General features: G+C 61.2%; 17 protein-coding genes and 1 tRNA gene. 12 read left to right on the top strand and 6 right to left on the bottom strand.

The features are described 5' to 3' along the window. Positions 1-181 precede the first annotated feature (181 nt). The 7 genes from HHL15_RS26925 to HHL15_RS12670 all read left to right on the top strand — a co-directional run bounded on the left by HHL15_RS26925 (position 182) and on the right by HHL15_RS12670 (position 7,852). Positions 182-604, top strand: a complete 423-nt coding sequence (locus HHL15_RS26925) for a type IV pilin protein (RefSeq protein ID WP_169146149.1) — start codon at positions 182-184, stop codon at positions 602-604. After that, positions 598-1,197 (top strand): pilus assembly FimT family protein, encoded by a 600-nt coding sequence (locus HHL15_RS12695; RefSeq protein ID WP_169146148.1) that lies wholly within the window; start codon positions 598-600, stop codon positions 1,195-1,197. Before HHL15_RS26925 ends, HHL15_RS12695 begins: the two co-directional genes overlap by 7 nt. A gap of 8 nt (positions 1,198-1,205) precedes the next feature. Next, positions 1,206-1,685, top strand: coding sequence for a type IV pilus modification PilV family protein (locus HHL15_RS12690; RefSeq protein ID WP_169146147.1), 480 nt, complete (start codon positions 1,206-1,208; stop codon positions 1,683-1,685). A gap of 58 nt (positions 1,686-1,743) precedes the next feature. Continuing rightward, entirely contained in the window at positions 1,744-2,907 is a 1,164-nt protein-coding gene (locus HHL15_RS12685; protein WP_169146146.1) for a PilW family protein, read from the top strand. Between the two features lie 26 nt (positions 2,908-2,933). Further along, on the top strand, positions 2,934-3,563 hold the full coding sequence (locus HHL15_RS12680) for a hypothetical protein (RefSeq protein WP_169146145.1): 630 nt from the start codon (positions 2,934-2,936) through the stop codon (positions 3,561-3,563). A gap of 28 nt (positions 3,564-3,591) precedes the next feature. Then, positions 3,592-7,416 carry a pilus assembly protein gene (locus HHL15_RS12675; RefSeq protein WP_169146144.1) on the top strand — a complete coding sequence of 1,275 codons (3,825 nt, stop codon included), beginning with the start codon at positions 3,592-3,594 and terminating at the stop codon, positions 7,414-7,416. A 235-nt stretch (positions 7,417-7,651) separates the two neighbouring features. Continuing rightward, positions 7,652-7,852, top strand: a complete 201-nt coding sequence (locus tag HHL15_RS12670) for a transposase (protein ID WP_169146143.1) — start codon at positions 7,652-7,654, stop codon at positions 7,850-7,852. A gap of 166 nt (positions 7,853-8,018) precedes the next feature. Here the strand turns inward: HHL15_RS12670 and HHL15_RS12665 are convergent. From HHL15_RS12665 to trxA, 3 genes are all read right to left on the bottom strand, one after another. Next, positions 8,019-8,102, bottom strand: a tRNA-Leu gene (locus HHL15_RS12665). Positions 8,103-8,223: 121 nt separating this feature from the next. Next, on the bottom strand, positions 8,224-9,483 hold the full coding sequence (rho, locus tag HHL15_RS12660) for a transcription termination factor Rho (RefSeq protein WP_169146142.1): 1,260 nt from the start codon (positions 9,481-9,483) through the stop codon (positions 8,224-8,226). 149 nt (positions 9,484-9,632) lie between these two features. Continuing rightward, positions 9,633-9,959 carry a thioredoxin TrxA gene (gene trxA / locus HHL15_RS12655; protein WP_169146141.1) on the bottom strand — a complete coding sequence of 109 codons (327 nt, stop codon included), beginning with the start codon at positions 9,957-9,959 and terminating at the stop codon, positions 9,633-9,635. Between the two features lie 334 nt (positions 9,960-10,293). On the opposite strand from trxA, the gene fdxA reads away from it, so the two are divergent. The 3 genes from fdxA (at position 10,294) to HHL15_RS12640 (ending at position 13,239) form a co-directional block, all read left to right on the top strand. Next, positions 10,294-10,617, top strand: a complete 324-nt coding sequence (gene fdxA / locus HHL15_RS12650) for a ferredoxin FdxA (RefSeq protein ID WP_169146140.1) — start codon at positions 10,294-10,296, stop codon at positions 10,615-10,617. A gap of 171 nt (positions 10,618-10,788) precedes the next feature. Next, positions 10,789-11,574, top strand: a complete 786-nt coding sequence (gene pssA / locus HHL15_RS12645; RefSeq protein ID WP_169146139.1) for a CDP-diacylglycerol--serine O-phosphatidyltransferase — start codon at positions 10,789-10,791, stop codon at positions 11,572-11,574. Positions 11,575-11,706: 132 nt separating this feature from the next. Next, entirely contained in the window at positions 11,707-13,239 is a 1,533-nt protein-coding gene (locus tag HHL15_RS12640) for a 2-isopropylmalate synthase (protein WP_169146138.1), read from the top strand. A gap of 17 nt (positions 13,240-13,256) precedes the next feature. Here the strand turns inward: HHL15_RS12640 and HHL15_RS12635 are convergent, their stop codons facing one another. Next, positions 13,257-13,625, bottom strand: coding sequence for a DUF2069 domain-containing protein (locus HHL15_RS12635; protein WP_169146137.1), 369 nt, complete (start codon positions 13,623-13,625; stop codon positions 13,257-13,259). Continuing rightward, on the bottom strand, positions 13,622-14,218 hold the full coding sequence (gene wrbA, locus HHL15_RS12630; protein ID WP_169146136.1) for an NAD(P)H:quinone oxidoreductase: 597 nt from the start codon (positions 14,216-14,218) through the stop codon (positions 13,622-13,624). Before wrbA ends, HHL15_RS12635 begins: the two co-directional genes overlap by 4 nt. A 38-nt stretch (positions 14,219-14,256) precedes the next feature. Between wrbA and HHL15_RS12625 the strand changes: the two genes are divergently transcribed. After that, positions 14,257-15,522: a YihY family inner membrane protein gene (locus HHL15_RS12625; RefSeq protein ID WP_169146135.1), complete on the top strand. Its 1,266-nt coding sequence runs from the start codon at positions 14,257-14,259 to the stop codon at positions 15,520-15,522. Here HHL15_RS12625 and HHL15_RS12620 read toward each other — a convergent pair. Further along, entirely contained in the window at positions 15,519-17,006 is a 1,488-nt protein-coding gene (locus HHL15_RS12620; protein WP_169146134.1) for a hypothetical protein, read from the bottom strand. The two genes, HHL15_RS12625 and HHL15_RS12620, sit on opposite strands and share 4 nt — an antisense overlap. A gap of 214 nt (positions 17,007-17,220) precedes the next feature. Between HHL15_RS12620 and rpsP the strand changes: the two genes are divergently transcribed. Next, a complete protein-coding gene (gene rpsP / locus HHL15_RS12615; RefSeq protein WP_169146133.1) occupies positions 17,221-17,472 on the top strand; it encodes a 30S ribosomal protein S16 in 252 nt (83 codons plus the stop codon). The last annotated feature ends 49 nt before the right edge of the window (positions 17,473-17,521 follow it).

Below are 17,521 nucleotides of genomic sequence, written 5' to 3'. Positions count from 1 at the left end.
CAATCGGTAGTCGGGAGGGCGGTGGCATGGGCGATGGCGGGCTTGGCGGTAGCCATGGTCAAGCATAGTGCAGCTGGTCGTGAGTGCCGGCAGCCGTCTGTCCGGAGGCGCTTCCCGCTTGTCGCAACTGTCTGGTCTTTGACCGGACTTCATCCGAATATTGACAGTGGAGGAATGAAAGATGCAAAAAAACCAGGGTTTCAGTCTGATCGAGTTGATGATTGTGGTGGTGATCGTCGGCATTCTCGCGTCAATCGCCGTGCCGGCCTACACCGATCACATCATCCGCGGCAAGATCGCCCAGGGCGTGGAAGGCCTGTCCGAGGCCAAGGTGCGCATGGAACAGGTCTTCAATTCCAAGCGCTCCTACAAGCTGGATGATGGCAGCTGCCCTGATCTGTCGGGCATGTTCACCGATCTGCCCTTCACCATTGCCCATGACCCTGCCTGTACGGCGACCACTTTCACCCTGAAGATCAGCGGCAAGTCGGCCAGCGGCATGAGCGGATTCTGGTATTCGATCAACGAGAGCGGCGAGAAGAAGTCGGCCACACCCAGCACCAGCGGCAGTTGCTGGCTGATGAGCAAGGGGGCGTCGTGCTGACCTCCAGGCGTTCGCTCCAGCGCGGCTTCACCATGCTGGAGCTGATGGTGACTGTCGTCATCCTGGCGATCCTGATAGGCATCGGGATGCCGCAGATGGCTCAGTGGATCCAGCGGATGACCGTGAGCTCGGCGTCGGAGCTGATCCAGAACGGCCTGCGCCAGGCGATCGGCGAAGCGATCCGGCGCAATACCGAGGTGGACTTCATCCTCACCGATGGCACGCCCAGCGTGTCGGGCGTGGCCAGCCTGGTCGCCAAGCAGAATGGCATCAACTGGGCGATCCGGGTGGTGGATGCCGCTGCGGCAAATCGCTACGTGAATGGCCATGCAACCAAGGAGTTGTCCAGCGGTGTCACGTTCCAGGGGCCTGCCGGTGTCCGTTTCAACGGATCGGGTCGGGTGCTGGATCTGACGGGCTCTGCTGTGGGGGGAAAGCAGATTTTTCGGGTCACCCGCTCCGGCGCGGAGGTGGCTTACTGTGTCTTCGTGACGCCGGGGGCCGCAGTGAAAATGTGTGATCCCTCCAGGACGAGCGGCGACCCCCGGGCTTGCCAGCCCATCCTGACCGCATCCGAGTGTCCGGCTGCGTAGGAGATGCGATGAAGAATTCGAGGCGAACCCTACGCGGCTACGTGCTCCTGGAGGCGCTGGTGGCCCTGCTGATCTTCTCCCTTGGGTTGCTTGGGATGATCGGCTTCCAGGCGGCCTCCACGCGGATTGCCACCGACAGCCGTTTTCGCACCGAAGCGGCGATTCTGGTTGATGAGTTGATCTCGAAGATGTCGGTGGATCAGCGGGTGAACGTGGCGGCCCGGTATGGCTATGACTCCGCAACGGGTGTCAAGGGCGTGGCGACGGACGCGTGGTTCAACGACCGCGTTGTTGGGGCCAGCAAGCTGCCCAATGCAGCGGCGAAGGTCGAGGTTGCCAATGGGGCGGCGCTGGACACGATGTCTGTGACTATTACCCTGACCTGGATCATGCCGGGGTCAATCAAGGAGTCCAGCACTACAGCGGAAAAGGCAAAGCAAAAGGAACAGGCGGAGGGCAAGTATGTCACCAGCACCTTGCTGTATTGACCGGAAGCATGTGCGTCCTGCATCGCGGGTCGGGCAGACTGGTCTTAGCATTGTTGAAATGATGGTCGGGGTGGCGGTTGGGTTGATCGCTACCACGGTGATCATGCATACCTATTCATCAAGCGAAATGTACCGGCGTAATCTGACCGGAACGGGGGATGCAGTGCAGTCCGCGTCTATAGCCGCGCAGCGTCTCGATCTGGCGCTGCAGGGCTCCGGGGCGGGTTTGGCTCGGAGTACCCGGGTGTGGGGGTGTAGGCTCATGGTGACCTACGCGAGCAATGTCGTGTTGCCGAGGAGCGGGCCTTATCCAGCGCCATTCGCCAGTGTTCCCTCCACGCTTCGGGTCATGCCTCTGGCTGTTCAGAGCGGGGGAGCTTCGGGCTCCGACGTGATCCTTACCATGGCGGCAAATTCAGCATCTGCCAACCAGCCCTTCAACGTTTCGTCTCCGGCAGGGACTTCGCTGGTCGGCTCTCCAACGCCGCCGCTGGGGATCGGGCTCAAGAGCAGTGCGAACGCAGTCGATTACGATCTGTTCCTGGCCGCGCCGCAGGACTTGGGGGGGGATCCGGGGGATTGCCGGATCGTCCAGGCCGCCTCTACGTTTGCCCCGTTCACCCTACTTACCGATGCAACGCTTGCGTTGAAGGTTGCTCAGGTGCCTGATGTGGCCGTGCCTTTGAACAGCACGACTTATGGAAATGTCGACTCGTCCATTCTTGCAAAGGCCCCTGCTGCGTTTCATCTGGGGCTCAGGGCGGACCCCAGGTTTTCGATGTTCGGGGTCAATGACAACAATGAACTCGTCCAGTACGATTTGCTCAACCGCAATGACTCTCAGGTCATCGCAGAGAACATCTTTCTGATGAAGGTTCGTTATGGCCTCGACAATGGCGTGGGGGGAACCATCAACGACAATGCGGTGGACGAATGGGTTTCCCCCGGAGAGAGCGGCTGGACCATCGGCGAACTGATGGATGGGAAAGCGGCCACCCAGCAGAAGATCGGTTTTATCAAGGCAATCAGGATTGCCGTTGTTCTCAGATCGTCCCAGCCGGTGAATACCGATGCAGTGGTGTCGAGCATTGATCTGTTTCAGGATCTCGCGGCGTCCCGCCAGTTCAGTTACACCTTGTCGTCCACCGAGAAACGATATCAGTACCAGGTTTACGAGTGGGTGATCTCCCTGCGCAATATGCGGGTGCCGCCTGTTATCTGATGAATCGGAAGCGGATGGGTTCGAGCATGCGATCTCTTTACATTCAACGACAGCAGGGAACGGTTCTGGCCGTGGTGCTGGTCGTACTCGTGGTGATGATGCTGGGCTCGGTTTCACTGATGCGCTCCATCGATACGTCTGCTTTGTTGTCGGGCAATATCGGTTTCAAGCGCGACTCCCTGAACAGTTCGGCCGCGGGGCTCAACAAAGCGTTCGAAAAGATGAAGCTGGCAACGTTTGTCGGCACTCAGGATTCGGTGGCGGGTTGCCCTCCACCTGCCGGTACCGGCACGGCCTGCACGGCAGTGAGTACCTGGAAGACCCTGAATTTTTACCCGCGTCTGCTTGAGTCCGACGCGAGTGGCATTCCCGTCATTCTCAAGGATACGGCGGCGTTCGACGGAAAGTTTACCGCTGGAACGGTAGTGGCCAATGGTAATCAGGTTCGCTTCCTGATCGAACGCATGTGCAATGCCTACGGGCCTTCCTCCAAGGCCAACTGCGTTCTCTCGGCCTATTCCCCAAAAGGGGGGGAGCAGTTCTCCGAGAAGGCGGGGTCGGTTGCAACCCCCGTCTACCGGGTGACCGTGCGGACCGATGGGGCCCGCAATACCCAGACTTATGCCCAATGGAACGTGACCTTCCGGCAGGAGTGAGCCTGCCATCGCTATGGGATTATCAATCATGAACGCATTCATTCCATTGTCCAGTGGTGGTCCATCCGGGCAGGTGAGGACGCGCATGGCCCGCGCTCTGACTGCAATTGCCCTGTGGCAGGCGATGCTGCCCACGGCCTGGGCGCTTGATACCCCGCTGGCAGACTCGCCCATTCCTTCCAGTCAGGAAGGTGTGCCCGCCAACGTGATGATGGCCCTCTCGGTAGAGTTTCCGACAGCACACAGCCATGCGAACTTCAGTACCGGTGGCTATGGCGTGACGGCCTTGCCGGCCAGTTCCTCCTCCGATCCCTATTTCGAGCCGACGCGCCGCTATCTGGGCTATTTTGATCCGGGGAAGTGTTATCTGTATTCAGGCAACTCGACAAGCGGCTATTTTTATCCCTCGGGCAATTCGACAGGCACCAATTACACATGCACTGGGGAATGGTCCGGGAGTTACATGAACTGGGCCACCATGCATGTGATCGACCTCTTTCGCTGGGCGATGACAGGCGGTACTCGCGATGAGGATCTGCCCCTTGATTTTTCGGGCTCTGCTACGGGCACGACCATCTTGAAGAAAGCATGGTGGTCGGCCGACGGGAGTCAGGGGGGCTTGTCGAATTTCCCCGACAAGTCGATTGTCGCCGCAAACATCACCAAGTACACCGGGCTTGCGGCCAGTGGAACGAAAAATCTGGTCGCCCGGGTATATGGCCGGGGGATCAACGTCGATTTCAGCTACAGCACCAACAATACGGCATCCACTACAGCGGTGAGCTACCAGGTGCGGGTGAAGGTCTGTGACGGTACTGATACCACCAAGCATGAGTATCCCGACCAATACTATTGCCAGAAGTACACCAGCGAGGACAAGACGAAGTGGGTGTACAAGCCGGTAGGGCTGATCCAGAAGAACATCAACCGTATGCGTTTTGGTGCGACGGGTTATCAGAACCTCAACAACACCACCTACGGGGACGACAACAAGCTGCAGACCTGGGAAGGCGCGGTCGTGAAGGCGCAGATCCGCGATACCAAGAAGGAGATTACCGAAACAGGTGCCTTCCCTCAGGACCCCTTTCCTGCTGACAAGGGAGGGGATGCGGATGTGAGCCGCACGGGGGCCATCAATTATCTCAATCTTTTTGGTTACAAGGCGAAGAACTACAAGCGCTACGATAACGTCAGCGAGATGTACGCGGTGGCACTCCGATACCTGCTGGGACCCCAGGGGATCGGCAACGTACCGGCCTACACGACGCCGCCTTCCGGCTTGTCGGCTACCCAACGGGCCGCCATCAAGGACGATTTCCCGATGATCTCCAGTTGGGTGGACCCGATGTTCGCGGCCAACCTGGGAGGTACTTGCCAGAAGCAGTTCATCATCGGTGTCGGCGACACCAACACGTGCAGTGGGTCTGGATGCGACAGTCACCTGTCCGGAAGTTCCACGGCAATGAACCCGGCCGTGTCGGCCGAGAGGTTTGCGGGTGAGACTGCCAATGCCTGGGCCAAGAAGATCAGTGGTTACAGCTTGCCCTATGACTATATTGCGGGTCTGGCTTACGCCGCCAATACCAAGGCTTTGCGCAGCGATTTTTCGAACATGAGGGTCAAGACCTTCTGGGTGGATGCGCTCGAGTATTCGGAGATGGACGCAAATAACCAGTATCAGAAGGCCGCCAAGTATGGGGCATTCAATGATCTGAACAACAACGGGGTGCCCGACAATGGGGAGTGGAACGCACTGGGGCAGACTTACAAGGGTACTGCCATCCCGGATGCTTACTTCCCTGCATCCGATCCGGATCGGATGGTGGCGGGCCTCAATTCGGCCTTCAGCCAGATCAATTCCCTGATCGGTTCGGCGGCAGGTGTGGGTCTGACCGGATCGGTGATCTCGGAGAGCTTTGCCAGTGATGCCATTTTCCAGGCGTCCTATGACTCCCAGTATTGGGCGGGCGACCTGAAAGGTCTCAAGATCACTGCAATTGATGCGGATACCGGCAAGATCTCATCCAACCTGGTTTGGAGTGCGGCGGCCAAGCTCGATGCGATGGTCGCAGGGAGCGGATGGGATTCCGGACGCAGGATCGTGACCCTTGCACCCAACTCCAGCGGCAAGCTGGTTGGCGTTCCGTTCAGGGTGGCCAGTTTGTCGACTGCCCAGAAGACCACTCTGGGGGGGACTTCGACCGAGCAGACCAATGTGCTCAATTATCTGCGCGGTGATGCAACCAATGAATCCACCTTGACGGTGCGGAAGGCCTACCGCTACCGTGCTTCCGCGCTGGGAGACATTGTTGATTCAGGGGCCATCTACATGGGGCCACCAAGCGGAGTGTACTCCGACGCCTATAATCCCGGCTATGCGGCCTTCAAGACGGCCAAGGCCTCCCGCAAGCCGGTAGTGTTCGTGGGAGCCAACGACGGCATGCTGCATGCCTTCGATGCCCAGGTAAACGGGGCGAGCACTGGAGGGCAGGAACTGTTTGCGCTGGTGCCGAACGCCGTTTATCAAGGGCCCGATGGCCGGCCGGTTGAAAGTGGTCTTAGGGCATTGGCCGACAATGCCTATCAGCATCGTTACTACGTCAATGCGACGGGTATGGTTCGCGATGTAGACTTTGCCCGCGCTGGTGTCACGCCAAGTGCATCGGCGACGCCGGATTGGCGAAGCCTGTTGGTCACGGGCCTGGGTAAAGGGGGGCGCAGCTATGTGGCGATTGATGTGACGGATCCGTCGGCCTGGACATCCGAGTCTGCGGTAGCGGGCAAGGTGCTGTGGGAGTTCACCCACGAGGATCTCGGGTTCACGTTTGGTAGGCCGATGATCGTCAAGACGGCCAAGTGGGGTTGGGTGGTCATCGTCGCTGGCGGCTATAACAACAATCTCGGTTCGGACGCCAGCAAGAAGGGTAAGGGTGTGATCTTTGTGCTGGATCCCAGGGATGGCACCCTGTTGCACAGGGTGTACACCACTCAGGGCTCGGCGACGAGTCCAGCCGGATTGGAGCATCCGAACGGGTATGTGCCCGACTATGCCGACATGACCCTGGAGAGCCTGTATGTCGGGGATCTGCTGGGCAATGTCTGGCGCATGGATTTCACCAGCCCGACGGTGAGCGTGCCCGCTCCCACCCTCCCCATTGCCAGGTTGACCGATGGGGAGGGGGTTCCTCAACCGATCACTACTGTGATCTTGCCGGAGATTGCGCCAAGCCTGGCCCGTTATGTATTTGTGGGTACAGGGCGCTTGCTGCACACCGATGATCGGGATAACACGCAACAGCAGACCTTTTATGCGCTGCGTGATGGTACCGTGAGTAGCCCCTATTCAACCGAGAGCGGGGCCGGTAATCCATTACCCAGTGGTGTTTCGTTCCCATTCGAACGGAACAAGATGACGGCGGTGACGAGCCTGATTAGTGGCATGATCCGGAATTCCGATGAGCCCATGGGCTGGTACTATGATCTCTCCGGTGTCAGTGGCAACTACCGGGAGCAGATCACTACCCATCCGCAGGCCAATGAAGGGATCATTGCCTGGATCGGTACCTTGATGAATCAGGATAAGTGCAATCCTGCAGGTCAAAGTACTGCCTATGCAGTGCACTACGAGTCGGCCAAGACGGCTTTCGGACGGATTCAAAACGGGGTTCGCGTACCGGTGGAAATGGTGAGTTCTCCGACCGGTGTGGTAGGAGCAAGACTGGTGCGGATCGGCAATACTATCCGTCTGCTGGGGTCGTCGGCGGATCCGACCGTCGGTGCTTCCATTCTCGGTAGCCAGATCGGTGGATTGACCGACCCGCGTGTGCTCAACTGGCGGATCATCGGCCAGTAAGTGCCGCTACGGTAATTCCGCTCCGAGAACACAAAGGGCGTGCAACTGACAGTGAAAAAATCCGTCTGTCGGGCAAGCCAGTTGAGACGATGCCCGCCGTCGAAAGATGGCGGGCATTGTTGCTCATGGGCTTTGTACAGGGCGAAGAGAGATCGCAGGGAGCGCTGTTCCCTGTTTCACTGGATGAACTGACCCCGGAGGATCGCCTGGTCCGGGTCATCTGGCCCATCCGGAGATGATGAAACGGCGCCGGGCCAGCGTCGAACACCTCTTTGGGAATTTGAAGGAGCGCATCTTCGGCAACGGACGGCTCCTTGTCCGGGGCTTGCGCAGCGTGGGTGGCGAGATGGCCGTGGCGGTGCTCGCCCATAACTTCAAGCGAGTGAGCAATGTTCTCGGAATTCCTGCCTTGATGGGCAAACTCGCTCAGGCCTGACGGCAGTAGCGCGCCATAACACCACCAAAAAACAAAACGCCTCGCAAACTTCGCGAGGCGTTTTTATTCAACCGGGCCAGCAGAAGGTTTTTACACAGTCTGGAAAGGCGCCCTTTGTGTTCAATACGAAGCAATCTCAGCTCAGGTGATGATCAAATGCGCGTCTTGGTGCGGACGGAGAGACTCGAACTCTCACGCCAAAGGCGCCAGAACCTAAATCTGGTGCGTCTACCAATTTCGCCACGTCCGCAAGCGGCGCGCATTGTAACTGCCGGCCGAGTCAATGACCAGACGGCGGTCGAAAATGTTTGAACTGCAAAGCAAGTGAAGGGGAGGCTGGCAATCCACCAGCAATCCCTCCTGGCAAAGGCTTAGCCCCTGCGCATGGCGTCGAAGAATTCACCGTTGTTCTTCGTCGCCTTGATCTTGTCGAGCAGGAACTCCATTGCATCGATGTCGTCCATGCCATACAGCAACTTGCGCAGCACCCAGACCTTTTGCAGGATGTCCGACTTGAGCAACAGTTCTTCGCGGCGGGTGCCCGAGCGGTTCACGTTGATTGCCGGATACACGCGCTTCTCGGCCATGCGGCGATCCAGATGGATTTCCATGTTGCCGGTGCCCTTGAACTCCTCGTAGATCACGTCGTCCATGCGGCTGCCGGTATCGATCAGCGCAGAGGCGATGATGGTCAGGGAGCCACCTTCCTCGATGTTGCGGGCTGCGCCGAAGAAGCGTTTGGGCTTCTGCAGGGCGTTGGCGTCCACACCGCCGGTGAGCACCTTGCCGGATGCGGGCACGACTGTGTTGTAGGCACGGGCCAGACGGGTCAGGGAGTCCAGCAGGATGACCACATCCTTCTTGTGCTCCACCAGGCGCTTGGCCTTTTCGATGACCATCTCGGCCACCTGGACGTGACGGATGGCGGGTTCGTCGAAGGTGGAGGCGACAACCTCGCCCTTCACCGAACGCTGCATTTCGGTTACTTCTTCGGGGCGCTCGTCGATCAGCAGCACGATGACCACGACGTCCGGATGGTTGGACGTGATGGAGTGGGCGATGTGCTGCAGCATGACCGTCTTGCCGCTCTTCGGAGGTGCCACCAGCAGGCCGCGCTGCCCCTTGCCGATCGGCGCGATCATGTCGATCACGCGGGAGGTGATGTTCTCTTCGCCCCGGATGTCCCGCTCAAGCTTGAGGCATTGATTGGGGTGGAGGGGGGTCAGATTCTCAAAGAGGATCTTGTGCTTCGAGGCCTCGGGGGGTTCGAAGTTGACCTTGTCCACCTTGACCAGGGCAAAGTAGCGCTCACCATCCTTGGGGGTCCTGATCTCGCCTTCCACCGTATCGCCGGTGTGCAGGTTGAAGCGTCGGATCTGGCTGGGAGAGACATAGATGTCGTCGGTGCCGGCAAGATAGGACGTATCGGGCGAACGCAGGAAGCCGAAGCCGTCCGGCAGTACCTCCATCACGCCATCGCCGTAGATCGGCTCGCCTTTCTTGGCCCGGTTCTTCAGCAGCGCGAAGACCAGTTCCTGCTTGCGCAGGCGGTTGGCGCCTTCGATGTCGTTGGCAATGGCCATTTCAAGCAATTGGCCGACGTGGAGGGACTTGAGCTCCGAGAGTTGCATGGCAGGCAGCGGTGGGGGGAGGGGGAAAATAAAGGTGGGGAAACAGCGGAGCGCGTCGAGATGTCTGCTCTGACTGCTGAGCGGCGCCGGGGTTGCCGGATGGCTTGCCCGGAGGGCGCCGCTAAAACTTGACCGGGAGGGTATCCCTATTACAGATGGCTGTCAATGAAGGCCGCGAGCTGGGACTTCGACAGGGCGCCGACCTTGGTCGCTTCGATGTTGCCGCCCTTGAACAGCATCAGGGTGGGGATACCACGGATGCCGTACTTGGCCGGGGTTTCCTGATTTTCATCGATGTTCAGCTTGGCAACCTTGAGCTTGCCGCCGTATTCCTTGGCGACCTCGTCGAGGATGGGGGCGATCATCTTGCAGGGACCACACCATTCTGCCCAGTAATCGACCAGCACGGGGCTGGCGGACTGCAGAACCTCGCTTTCGAAGTTTGCATCGGTGACGTAATGGATATGTTCGCTCATGATTCCTCGCATTCAGGGGGGGCTGGGGTCGTTGGATGGGGCGCCTGGCTGGCGCGGGGCGTTGCAGCCCACGATCCGATCGACAGGGTAAGAGATGTCCGATCCTAGCGAATATTGTCTGGCAAGAAAAGCGATTTTCTCGCCGCAGGCCGGGTTTCGTGGTGCCGAAAGTGCAGCCCATGCTGGGTCTGGCCGCACCGGATGCGGTAGTCGGGTAGGTTGTAGCCTACCGGATCGGGTATATTTCCGGCTTGTGGACATCTTGCCTGCGCAGTTGGTCGCCCGTCTGACCGGGGCTGCTGCGGGCTTACTAGATAGAACAGGAGTTTGCCCCATGACCTATGTTGTTACCGAAAACTGCATCCGCTGCAAGTACACCGATTGCGTTGACGTGTGCCCGGTGGATTGCTTCCGTGAGGGTCCCAACTTCCTGGTGATCGACCCGGAGGAGTGTATCGACTGCACGCTGTGCGTCGCCGAGTGCCCGGCGGAGGCGATTTTTGCCGAGGACGATGTCCCGGCCGATCAGCAGGGCTTCATCGCCCTGAATGCCGAGCTCTCGGCCAAGTGGGTTCCCATTGTGGAGCGCAAGGAGCCGCCGGCGGATGCGGATGACTGGCGTGGTGTGAAGGACAAGCTCAAGTTCCTCGAGCGCTGAGCGCGACCGGACCGGAGCAGTGGAGGGCGCGTTGAGCGCCCTTTTTACTGTGCGCCCGTTAAACGGCGCGGAGGCGCGGACTCAGATTATCTGGCTGACCTTGCCGCGATTTCGGGTCTGCTCCGGTGTCCTGCGGTACAATCCAGACCGATTTCATCCATCGTCCCCTCCATGGCCGATCAGCATTCCCGTAAACCCCTGCTCAACCCGGAACGGCGCCGCAGGGGGATCTACATTCTCCCGAATCTCTTTACGACAGCAGCGCTCTTTGCAGGCTTCTATGCGATCGTCCAGGCCATGAACGGCTTGTTCGAGCAGGCCGCCGTGGCGATCTTCATTGCAATGGTGCTGGACGGGCTCGATGGTCGGGTTGCACGCCTGACCCGTACCCAGAGCGCGTTCGGGGCCGAATACGACTCTCTGTCGGACATGGTGTCCTTCGGTGCCGCGCCGGCGCTCATCATGTATGAATGGGCCCTCAAGGGGATGGGCAAGCTCGGCTGGATGGCTGCGTTCATCTACTGTGCTGGTGCGGCCCTGCGCCTGGCCCGCTTCAATACCAATATCGACGTGATCGACAAGCGCTACTTCCAGGGGCTGCCGAGCCCGGCGGCGGCTGCGCTGGTGGCTGGTCTGGTGTGGGTGGTGATCGACAACGGCATTGCCGGCCCGGATGTGCGTTGGTACGGCTGCGCCCTGACCATCTTTGCGGGTGTGTCGATGGTGAGCAATGTGCTCTTCTACAGCGGCAAGGAGATCAACCTGCGCAAGAGCGTGCCCTTCATCGTCATCATCGCCTTCGTGCTGGGCTTCCTGCTGGTTTCCAGCTACCCGCCGGGCGTCCTGTTCGGGCTGTTCCTGTGCTATGCGGTGTCCGGCTATGTGCTGGGGGCCTGGGGTTGGCTCAAGGGGCGGCGGAGCAGGGCGGTTGCTGCACCCGAAAAGACTGATCTATAGTCGAAACCCTTCCCGTGCTGCCGGGGGCTTGCACCGGTGGCACGGCGATCCTTTCTGACATCCTGCGCGTCCGGCATTGAACGCCGGGTCTGCGCTCAAATCCAATAACAAGGAATCCGGCGGGAGCCCATCATGAACGACCAGCTCATCATTTTCGATACCACCTTGCGTGACGGTGAACAAAGCCCCGGCGCATCGATGACCCGGGATGAAAAGCTGCGCATCGCCCGCCAGCTCGAGCGCATGAAGGTCAACGTGATCGAGGCCGGTTTTGCGGCTGCCTCCAACGGCGACTTCGAGGCGGTCAAGGCGGTGGCCGAGGCGATCAAGGAGTCCACCGTCTGTTCCCTGGCTCGCGCCAACGAGAACGACATCCGTCGGGCTGGCGAGGCGATCCGCCCGGCCGCATCCGGCCGCATCCATACCTTCATCGCCACCAGCCCGATCCACATGGAGAAGAAGCTGCGCATGACGCCCGACGAGGTGGTCGAGCAGGCGGTGAAGGCGATCGGCTGGGCCCGCGAGTACACCAGTGACATCGAGTTCTCCGCGGAGGATGCCGGGCGTTCCGACATCGATTTCCTGTGCCGGATCTTCGAGGCCGTGATCAAGGCCGGGGCAACCACGATCAATGTGCCGGATACCGTTGGCTACAACGTTCCCGAGCAGTTCGCCGCCACCATCCGCAGCCTGATCGAGCGGGTGCCCAATTCCGACAAAGTGGTGTGGTCGGTGCATTGCCATAATGATCTTGGACTTGCGGTGGCCAACTCTCTGGCGGCCGTGCGGGCCGGTGCCCGTCAGGTCGAGTGCACCATCAACGGCCTTGGCGAGCGCGCCGGCAACGCTTCCCTCGAAGAGGTGGTGATGGCCGTGCGTACGCGCAAGGACATCTTCCTGTGTGATACCCGCATCGACGCCACCCACATCGTGCCAGCCTCCAAGCTGGTGTCCGGCATCACCGGCTTTCCGGTGCAGCCGAACAAGGCGATTGTCGGGGCCAATGCCTTCGCCCACGAATCCGGCATTCACCAGGACGGCGTGCTGAAGCATCGCGAGACCTACGAGATCATGCGCGCCGAAGATGTGGGCTGGGGCGCCAACAAGCTGGTCATGGGCAAGCACTCCGGTCGCAACGCCTTCCGCTCCCGCTTGCAGGAGTTGGGCGTGGAGATCAAGTCGGAAGAGCAGCTCAATCATGCTTTTGCCCGCTTCAAGGAGCTGGCCGACAAGAAGCACGAAATCTTCGACGAAGACCTGCAGGCCCTGATGAGCGACGAAAGCTCCGAGCCGAAGGAGCACTTCCGGCTTGTGTCCTCCTCGTTTCATTCTGAAACGGGTGAAACGCCTTGTGCCCGCGTGACGCTGTCGGTGGGCGGTGCGGAAGCCAAGGCCGAATCCTGCGGCTCGGGCCCGGTGGATGCTGCCTTCAAGGCCATCGAGGTGGTGGCCAACAGCGGCACCGAGCTCCTGCTGTATTCGGTGAATGCCATCACCACCGGCACCGACGCGCAGGGCGAGGTCACCGTGCGCCTGTCGAAGGATGGGCGGGTGGTCAATGGTCAGGGTGCGGATACCGACATCATCGTGGCGTCCGCCAAGGCTTACCTCAACGCGCTCAACAAGATCGAGGCTGGCGTGGAGAGGATGAACCCGCAGGTTTGAGGCCTGCGGGTTGCGGCTCAGGCGTCCTTGCGGGCAGCCTGGGCCAGGCGGGACGGTGCGGTGTTGCGGGCGTACAGCACCACGACTATGAAGAAGATCACGCTCAGCACGGCCTCCGCCAGCGCCAGCGCGTTGCCGGGGGCCGCATCATTGGTGCGCACCACGCCTTCGGTGAGATAGAGCAGGATCATCATCGAGCTCCACTGATAGGTGTAGCGGGTGCCGCGCAGGATGCCGAACAGGGCGCCCATCAGCGGCAGGACCTTGAGCGTCATCCAGGAGCCGCCCGGGCGCAGGGGGGCCAGGAGGGTCTCCCAGGCGAGGCACAGGGCAATCAGGGCCACCAGCGTGATGCTGGCGATCAGGGCGAGAGTCTTGGGTTTCATCGGGCGTGGAGTTTGAGGGCGGTTTCGGCAAGGCGCTTGCCGAGGGCGGTGGCGAGGCGCTTTTCCTCGTCGGTGAGCTGGATGTTGTCGTCCTTGCCAGCCCAGTGGGTGGCGCCGTAAGGCGAGCCTCCGCTGCGGGTGCGGGTCAGGTCGGGTTCCGAGAAGGGTAGGCCGACGAGCAGCATGCCGTGGTGGAGCAAGGGCGTCATCATTGAGAGCAGGGTGCTTTCCTGGCCGCCGTGCTGGCTGGCCGTGGAGGTGAACACGCAGGCCGGTTTGCCGGCCAGGGCGCCCGACAGCCAGGGGCCGGCCGTATTGTCGAGAAAATACTTCATCGGTGCGGCCATGTTGCCGAAACGGGTGGGGCTGCCGAGGGCAAGGCCGATGCACTCTTCCAGATCCTGTGTCTCGGCATAGGGGGCGCCGGTGGACGGGATGTCGGGCTCGGTGGCCTCGCACACCGCAGAGATGCGGGGGACGGTGCGAAGCCGGGCGGCGGCACCGGGGACACTGTCTATCCCCTGGGCGATCATTTCGGCCAGGGCCCGGACAGAGCCTCGATGGCTGTAATAGAGGACAAGAATTTCCTGCATGAACAAGGGCCTTTGATGCGGAACGGCATTATACGTAAATGAACTCCCTGCTTGATCCCGGACGGCGTCAGCGCGCCTGGCTCCGTTCCTGTCCCCTCCTTGCCAAGGCCGTTGTCAGGCGCTTCAAGGAAGGGCGTTGTGCCCAGGTGGCGGGGAGCCTGGCCTTCACCTCGCTGCTGTCCCTGGTGCCGTTCGTCACCCTGGTGGTGGTGGTGTTCAGCCGCTTTCCCCAGTCCCAGCGGTTTGCCGAGGTCCTCCGGGGCTTCCTGCTCGACAACCTGCTGCCCGACAAGGCCGGCAAGGTCATTGCGACCTATGCGCTGCAGTTCAGCCAGAAGGCCACCAATCTCACCATCGTCGGCGGGGTGGTGCTGATCTTTACCGCGCTCATGCTGATGCGGACGATCGATCAGGTCATCAACCAGATCTGGCGGGTTCCGGGGGGCAGGCCCTGGGCCACCCGGCTTGCCGCTTACTGGGTGGTCCTGTCATTGGGGCCGCTGTTCCTGGCAGGAGGCGTGCTGGCGGCCAGCGTGATGCTGACGGCCTCGATGGATCTGATGAACGAGCCAGCCTGGCTGGAGGTGGCGGGCTTTCGTGTGATCTCCGTCATGCTGCTGGCAGGCCTTTTCGGCTCTCTCTACTTTGCGGTGCCCCACTGCACCGTCCGTCCCCGGGACGCAGCTCTCGCAGGTTTGCTGGCGGCGCTGGGCTTCTTTGTGATGCAGCGTCTCTTCGGCCTGTACTTGGTGCATTTCCCGAGCTACACCCTGGTCTACGGGGCTTTTGCGGTGCTGCCCATCTTCCTGCTCTGGCTTTATTTGTCCTGGTTGATCATCTTGCTGGGCGCGGTCGTTGCGGCGGTGCTGCCTGAGCGTAGCCTGCGGCGCCGGCCTTTGCCCGAATTCCCGGGGCGCCGGCTGTATGTGGCCTTGCTGATCGCCAGGGAACTGGCGGAGGCGCAGGCAGAAGGCGGGTGCCGCAGCGTGGAGTTGCTGGCCGACGCCGCGCGGGTGGGGCATGAGGAGGTGCGCGACATACTCGGCGTGCTGGCGTCCGAGGGGATCGTAGCCAGGCGTGATACAGGCGGCTGGTTGCTGGCGAGGTCGGCGGAGAGCTTGCCGCTGGCCGAACTGGTCAGGCTGTTCGGCTTGGGGCGGGTGCCTGCTGCGTCTGGCTGCAGCCCGGGCGAGGAGCGGGTCGCAGAAGTCTGGGAGCGTCTTCAGAAGGGCTTCGACGAAACTGCCCGCCTGCCCCTGAGCCAGTTGCGGGGGCTTGGGCAGGCGGCGGGTGGGGCTGGCTAGAGCGGGTAAGGGTCGATTTCGTACTGGAACAGCTCGACGGCCGCAGTCTGCATGTCGAGACTCAGCAGGCGGCCTTGCGCGACATACAGGCGATTGGTGTCCGACACCAACATGAAGCGGCGGGCGCTGTAAGTGCCTGCTGGCGCAAGGATGGCCTGCTGCCGGCCTGCGGCCTGGATCGGCGGCAGGACCAGGGCGGGGCTCATGGCGCGCGGACGGTTGGCGTTCCGGAAGCCCACCGTCACCGGCTTGGCCGAATTGGCGATGACCTGCAGGCCGAGTTCGACCTGTTCCGGGGTTTCCGAGCGGATCCAGCGCACCACGCAGAGAGTCCAGGGTTCTTCATCGTCCCGGCGCAGTGCGATGGCGATGCCGGCATTGAGTGTGGCGGCCGCAGCGGTAACCTGCATGATGGCGTAGCCGGTGGGGCTTTCGTTGACCACCATCCATTCGCTGGCGTGAGCCGACTGGCGACTTGAACCGGGCTCCCGGAGCATCTTCCAGATGTTGTCCAGGCCGCAGCACACCTGGACCGAATACTGGTTGCGCCGCCGCGAGTGCTCACGGTGCGGCGGGCATGCCCAGTACTCGCGGACGCGCCTGAGCAGGGTGGCCACTTCGTGGCGTTCCATGCCGGGGTGGGTGTCCGGCGAGGGCGGCTCATCGCCCTCGAGCTGATCGATCAGGCAGGTGGCCCGTCGGGCGAGTTCTTCGCCGGAAAAGTACAGCAAGCCTTCCACGGGAGGGGGAGGGCGGCGATGGATGGAGATGGGGGGGGTGTCCTGGTCGGGGTCGACCCAGAACCAGCCCAGCTCATCCTCTCCCGGGGGGGAGTGGCGGATGGAGGTGGCCCTGACATTGCTGGCGAGATAGTCGGCCAGCCAGGTGATCTCGCGCCCGGTGAGGCCCGCCGGATGGGCGGCAGACAAGGCCAGCAGGTATTTGTAGGCAGCCAGGATGCCCTCGACCGCATCGTCCCCCTTGTCGCCGGCGAGCGGGTCGGCGGCGTTGAAGACGGCGTGGGCGCGCAGCCAGAACTCGAAGGGCGCGCTGCTGCCGGACAGGTGGGCAATGGTGAACTGCTCTGCGAGCAGTTCGATGGCCCTGGCGCTGATGATCGACGGGTTGCGGCGCAGGGAGCGGGCCAGCCGGTGGTGCGTCTCGGAAAGAACCTCTTCATGCGCTGCGGCTACTTTGCCGAGTGCTGCCAGCATGCGGGTTGCCGAGCGATGCAGGCCGATGGTCAGCGGCAGGGTGGCTGCGGCGAGGCGCCCCCGGAAGAGGCGGCTGATGGCCATGCTGCGGGCGTACAGCGGTTCGAGGCAGCGCTTGAGTTGCCCCCGGTTGGACTCCGAGCTGCCGAGCTCGTCGAGGTGGCGCACGAGGGATGCCAGTTCCAGGTCGGGGTCGTCAACTAGCGGGGATGCCAGCCAGTCGAGAACCGGAGCCATTCGATCGGAGAGGTGGGGGTCTGCGGCGCTCATTGCCTGCTAAGTCTCTGGGGCGAGGCGGTATTGTAAATAAATCCCTGTCCCATGTGCCGCGTTCGGCACACTTTATGAGTGTGTCCTGTCTGTATGGCGGCTGTTCGCGGCAAATCGGCTCATGCTGCTCTGACTTGCCGTGTTCGCCTTGCTGTTTTGCCGTTCATAATTTAATATCCAATGTTTTTCCATTCCATCGGATCAGGAACACGTCATGGTTGTTATTCGTCTTGCCCGCAGCGGCTCCAAGAAGCGCCCTTTCTACAACATCGTCGCCGCTGATTCCCGCAATCGCCGCGATGGCCGCTTCATCGAGCGCATCGGTTACTACAACCCGGTTGCTTCCGGCAATGCCGCCAGCCTGGTGATCAACGCCGAGCGTCTGGCTCACTGGGAAGGCAACGGCGCCCAGCTGTCCGAAACCGTTTCCCGCCTGGTCAAGCAGTCCGCCAAGGCTGCTGCCTGAGCGGATCAGGCAGACTTCAGGCCCGGCTTTTTACGTGAGTGACCGATCG

Source organism: Zoogloea dura (assembly GCF_012927165.1).
Lineage (GTDB): Bacteria > Pseudomonadota > Gammaproteobacteria > Burkholderiales > Rhodocyclaceae > Zoogloea > Zoogloea dura.
The sequence above is the reverse complement of the archived record's forward strand: the minus strand, read 5'-3'. Positions and strand labels throughout refer to the sequence as shown.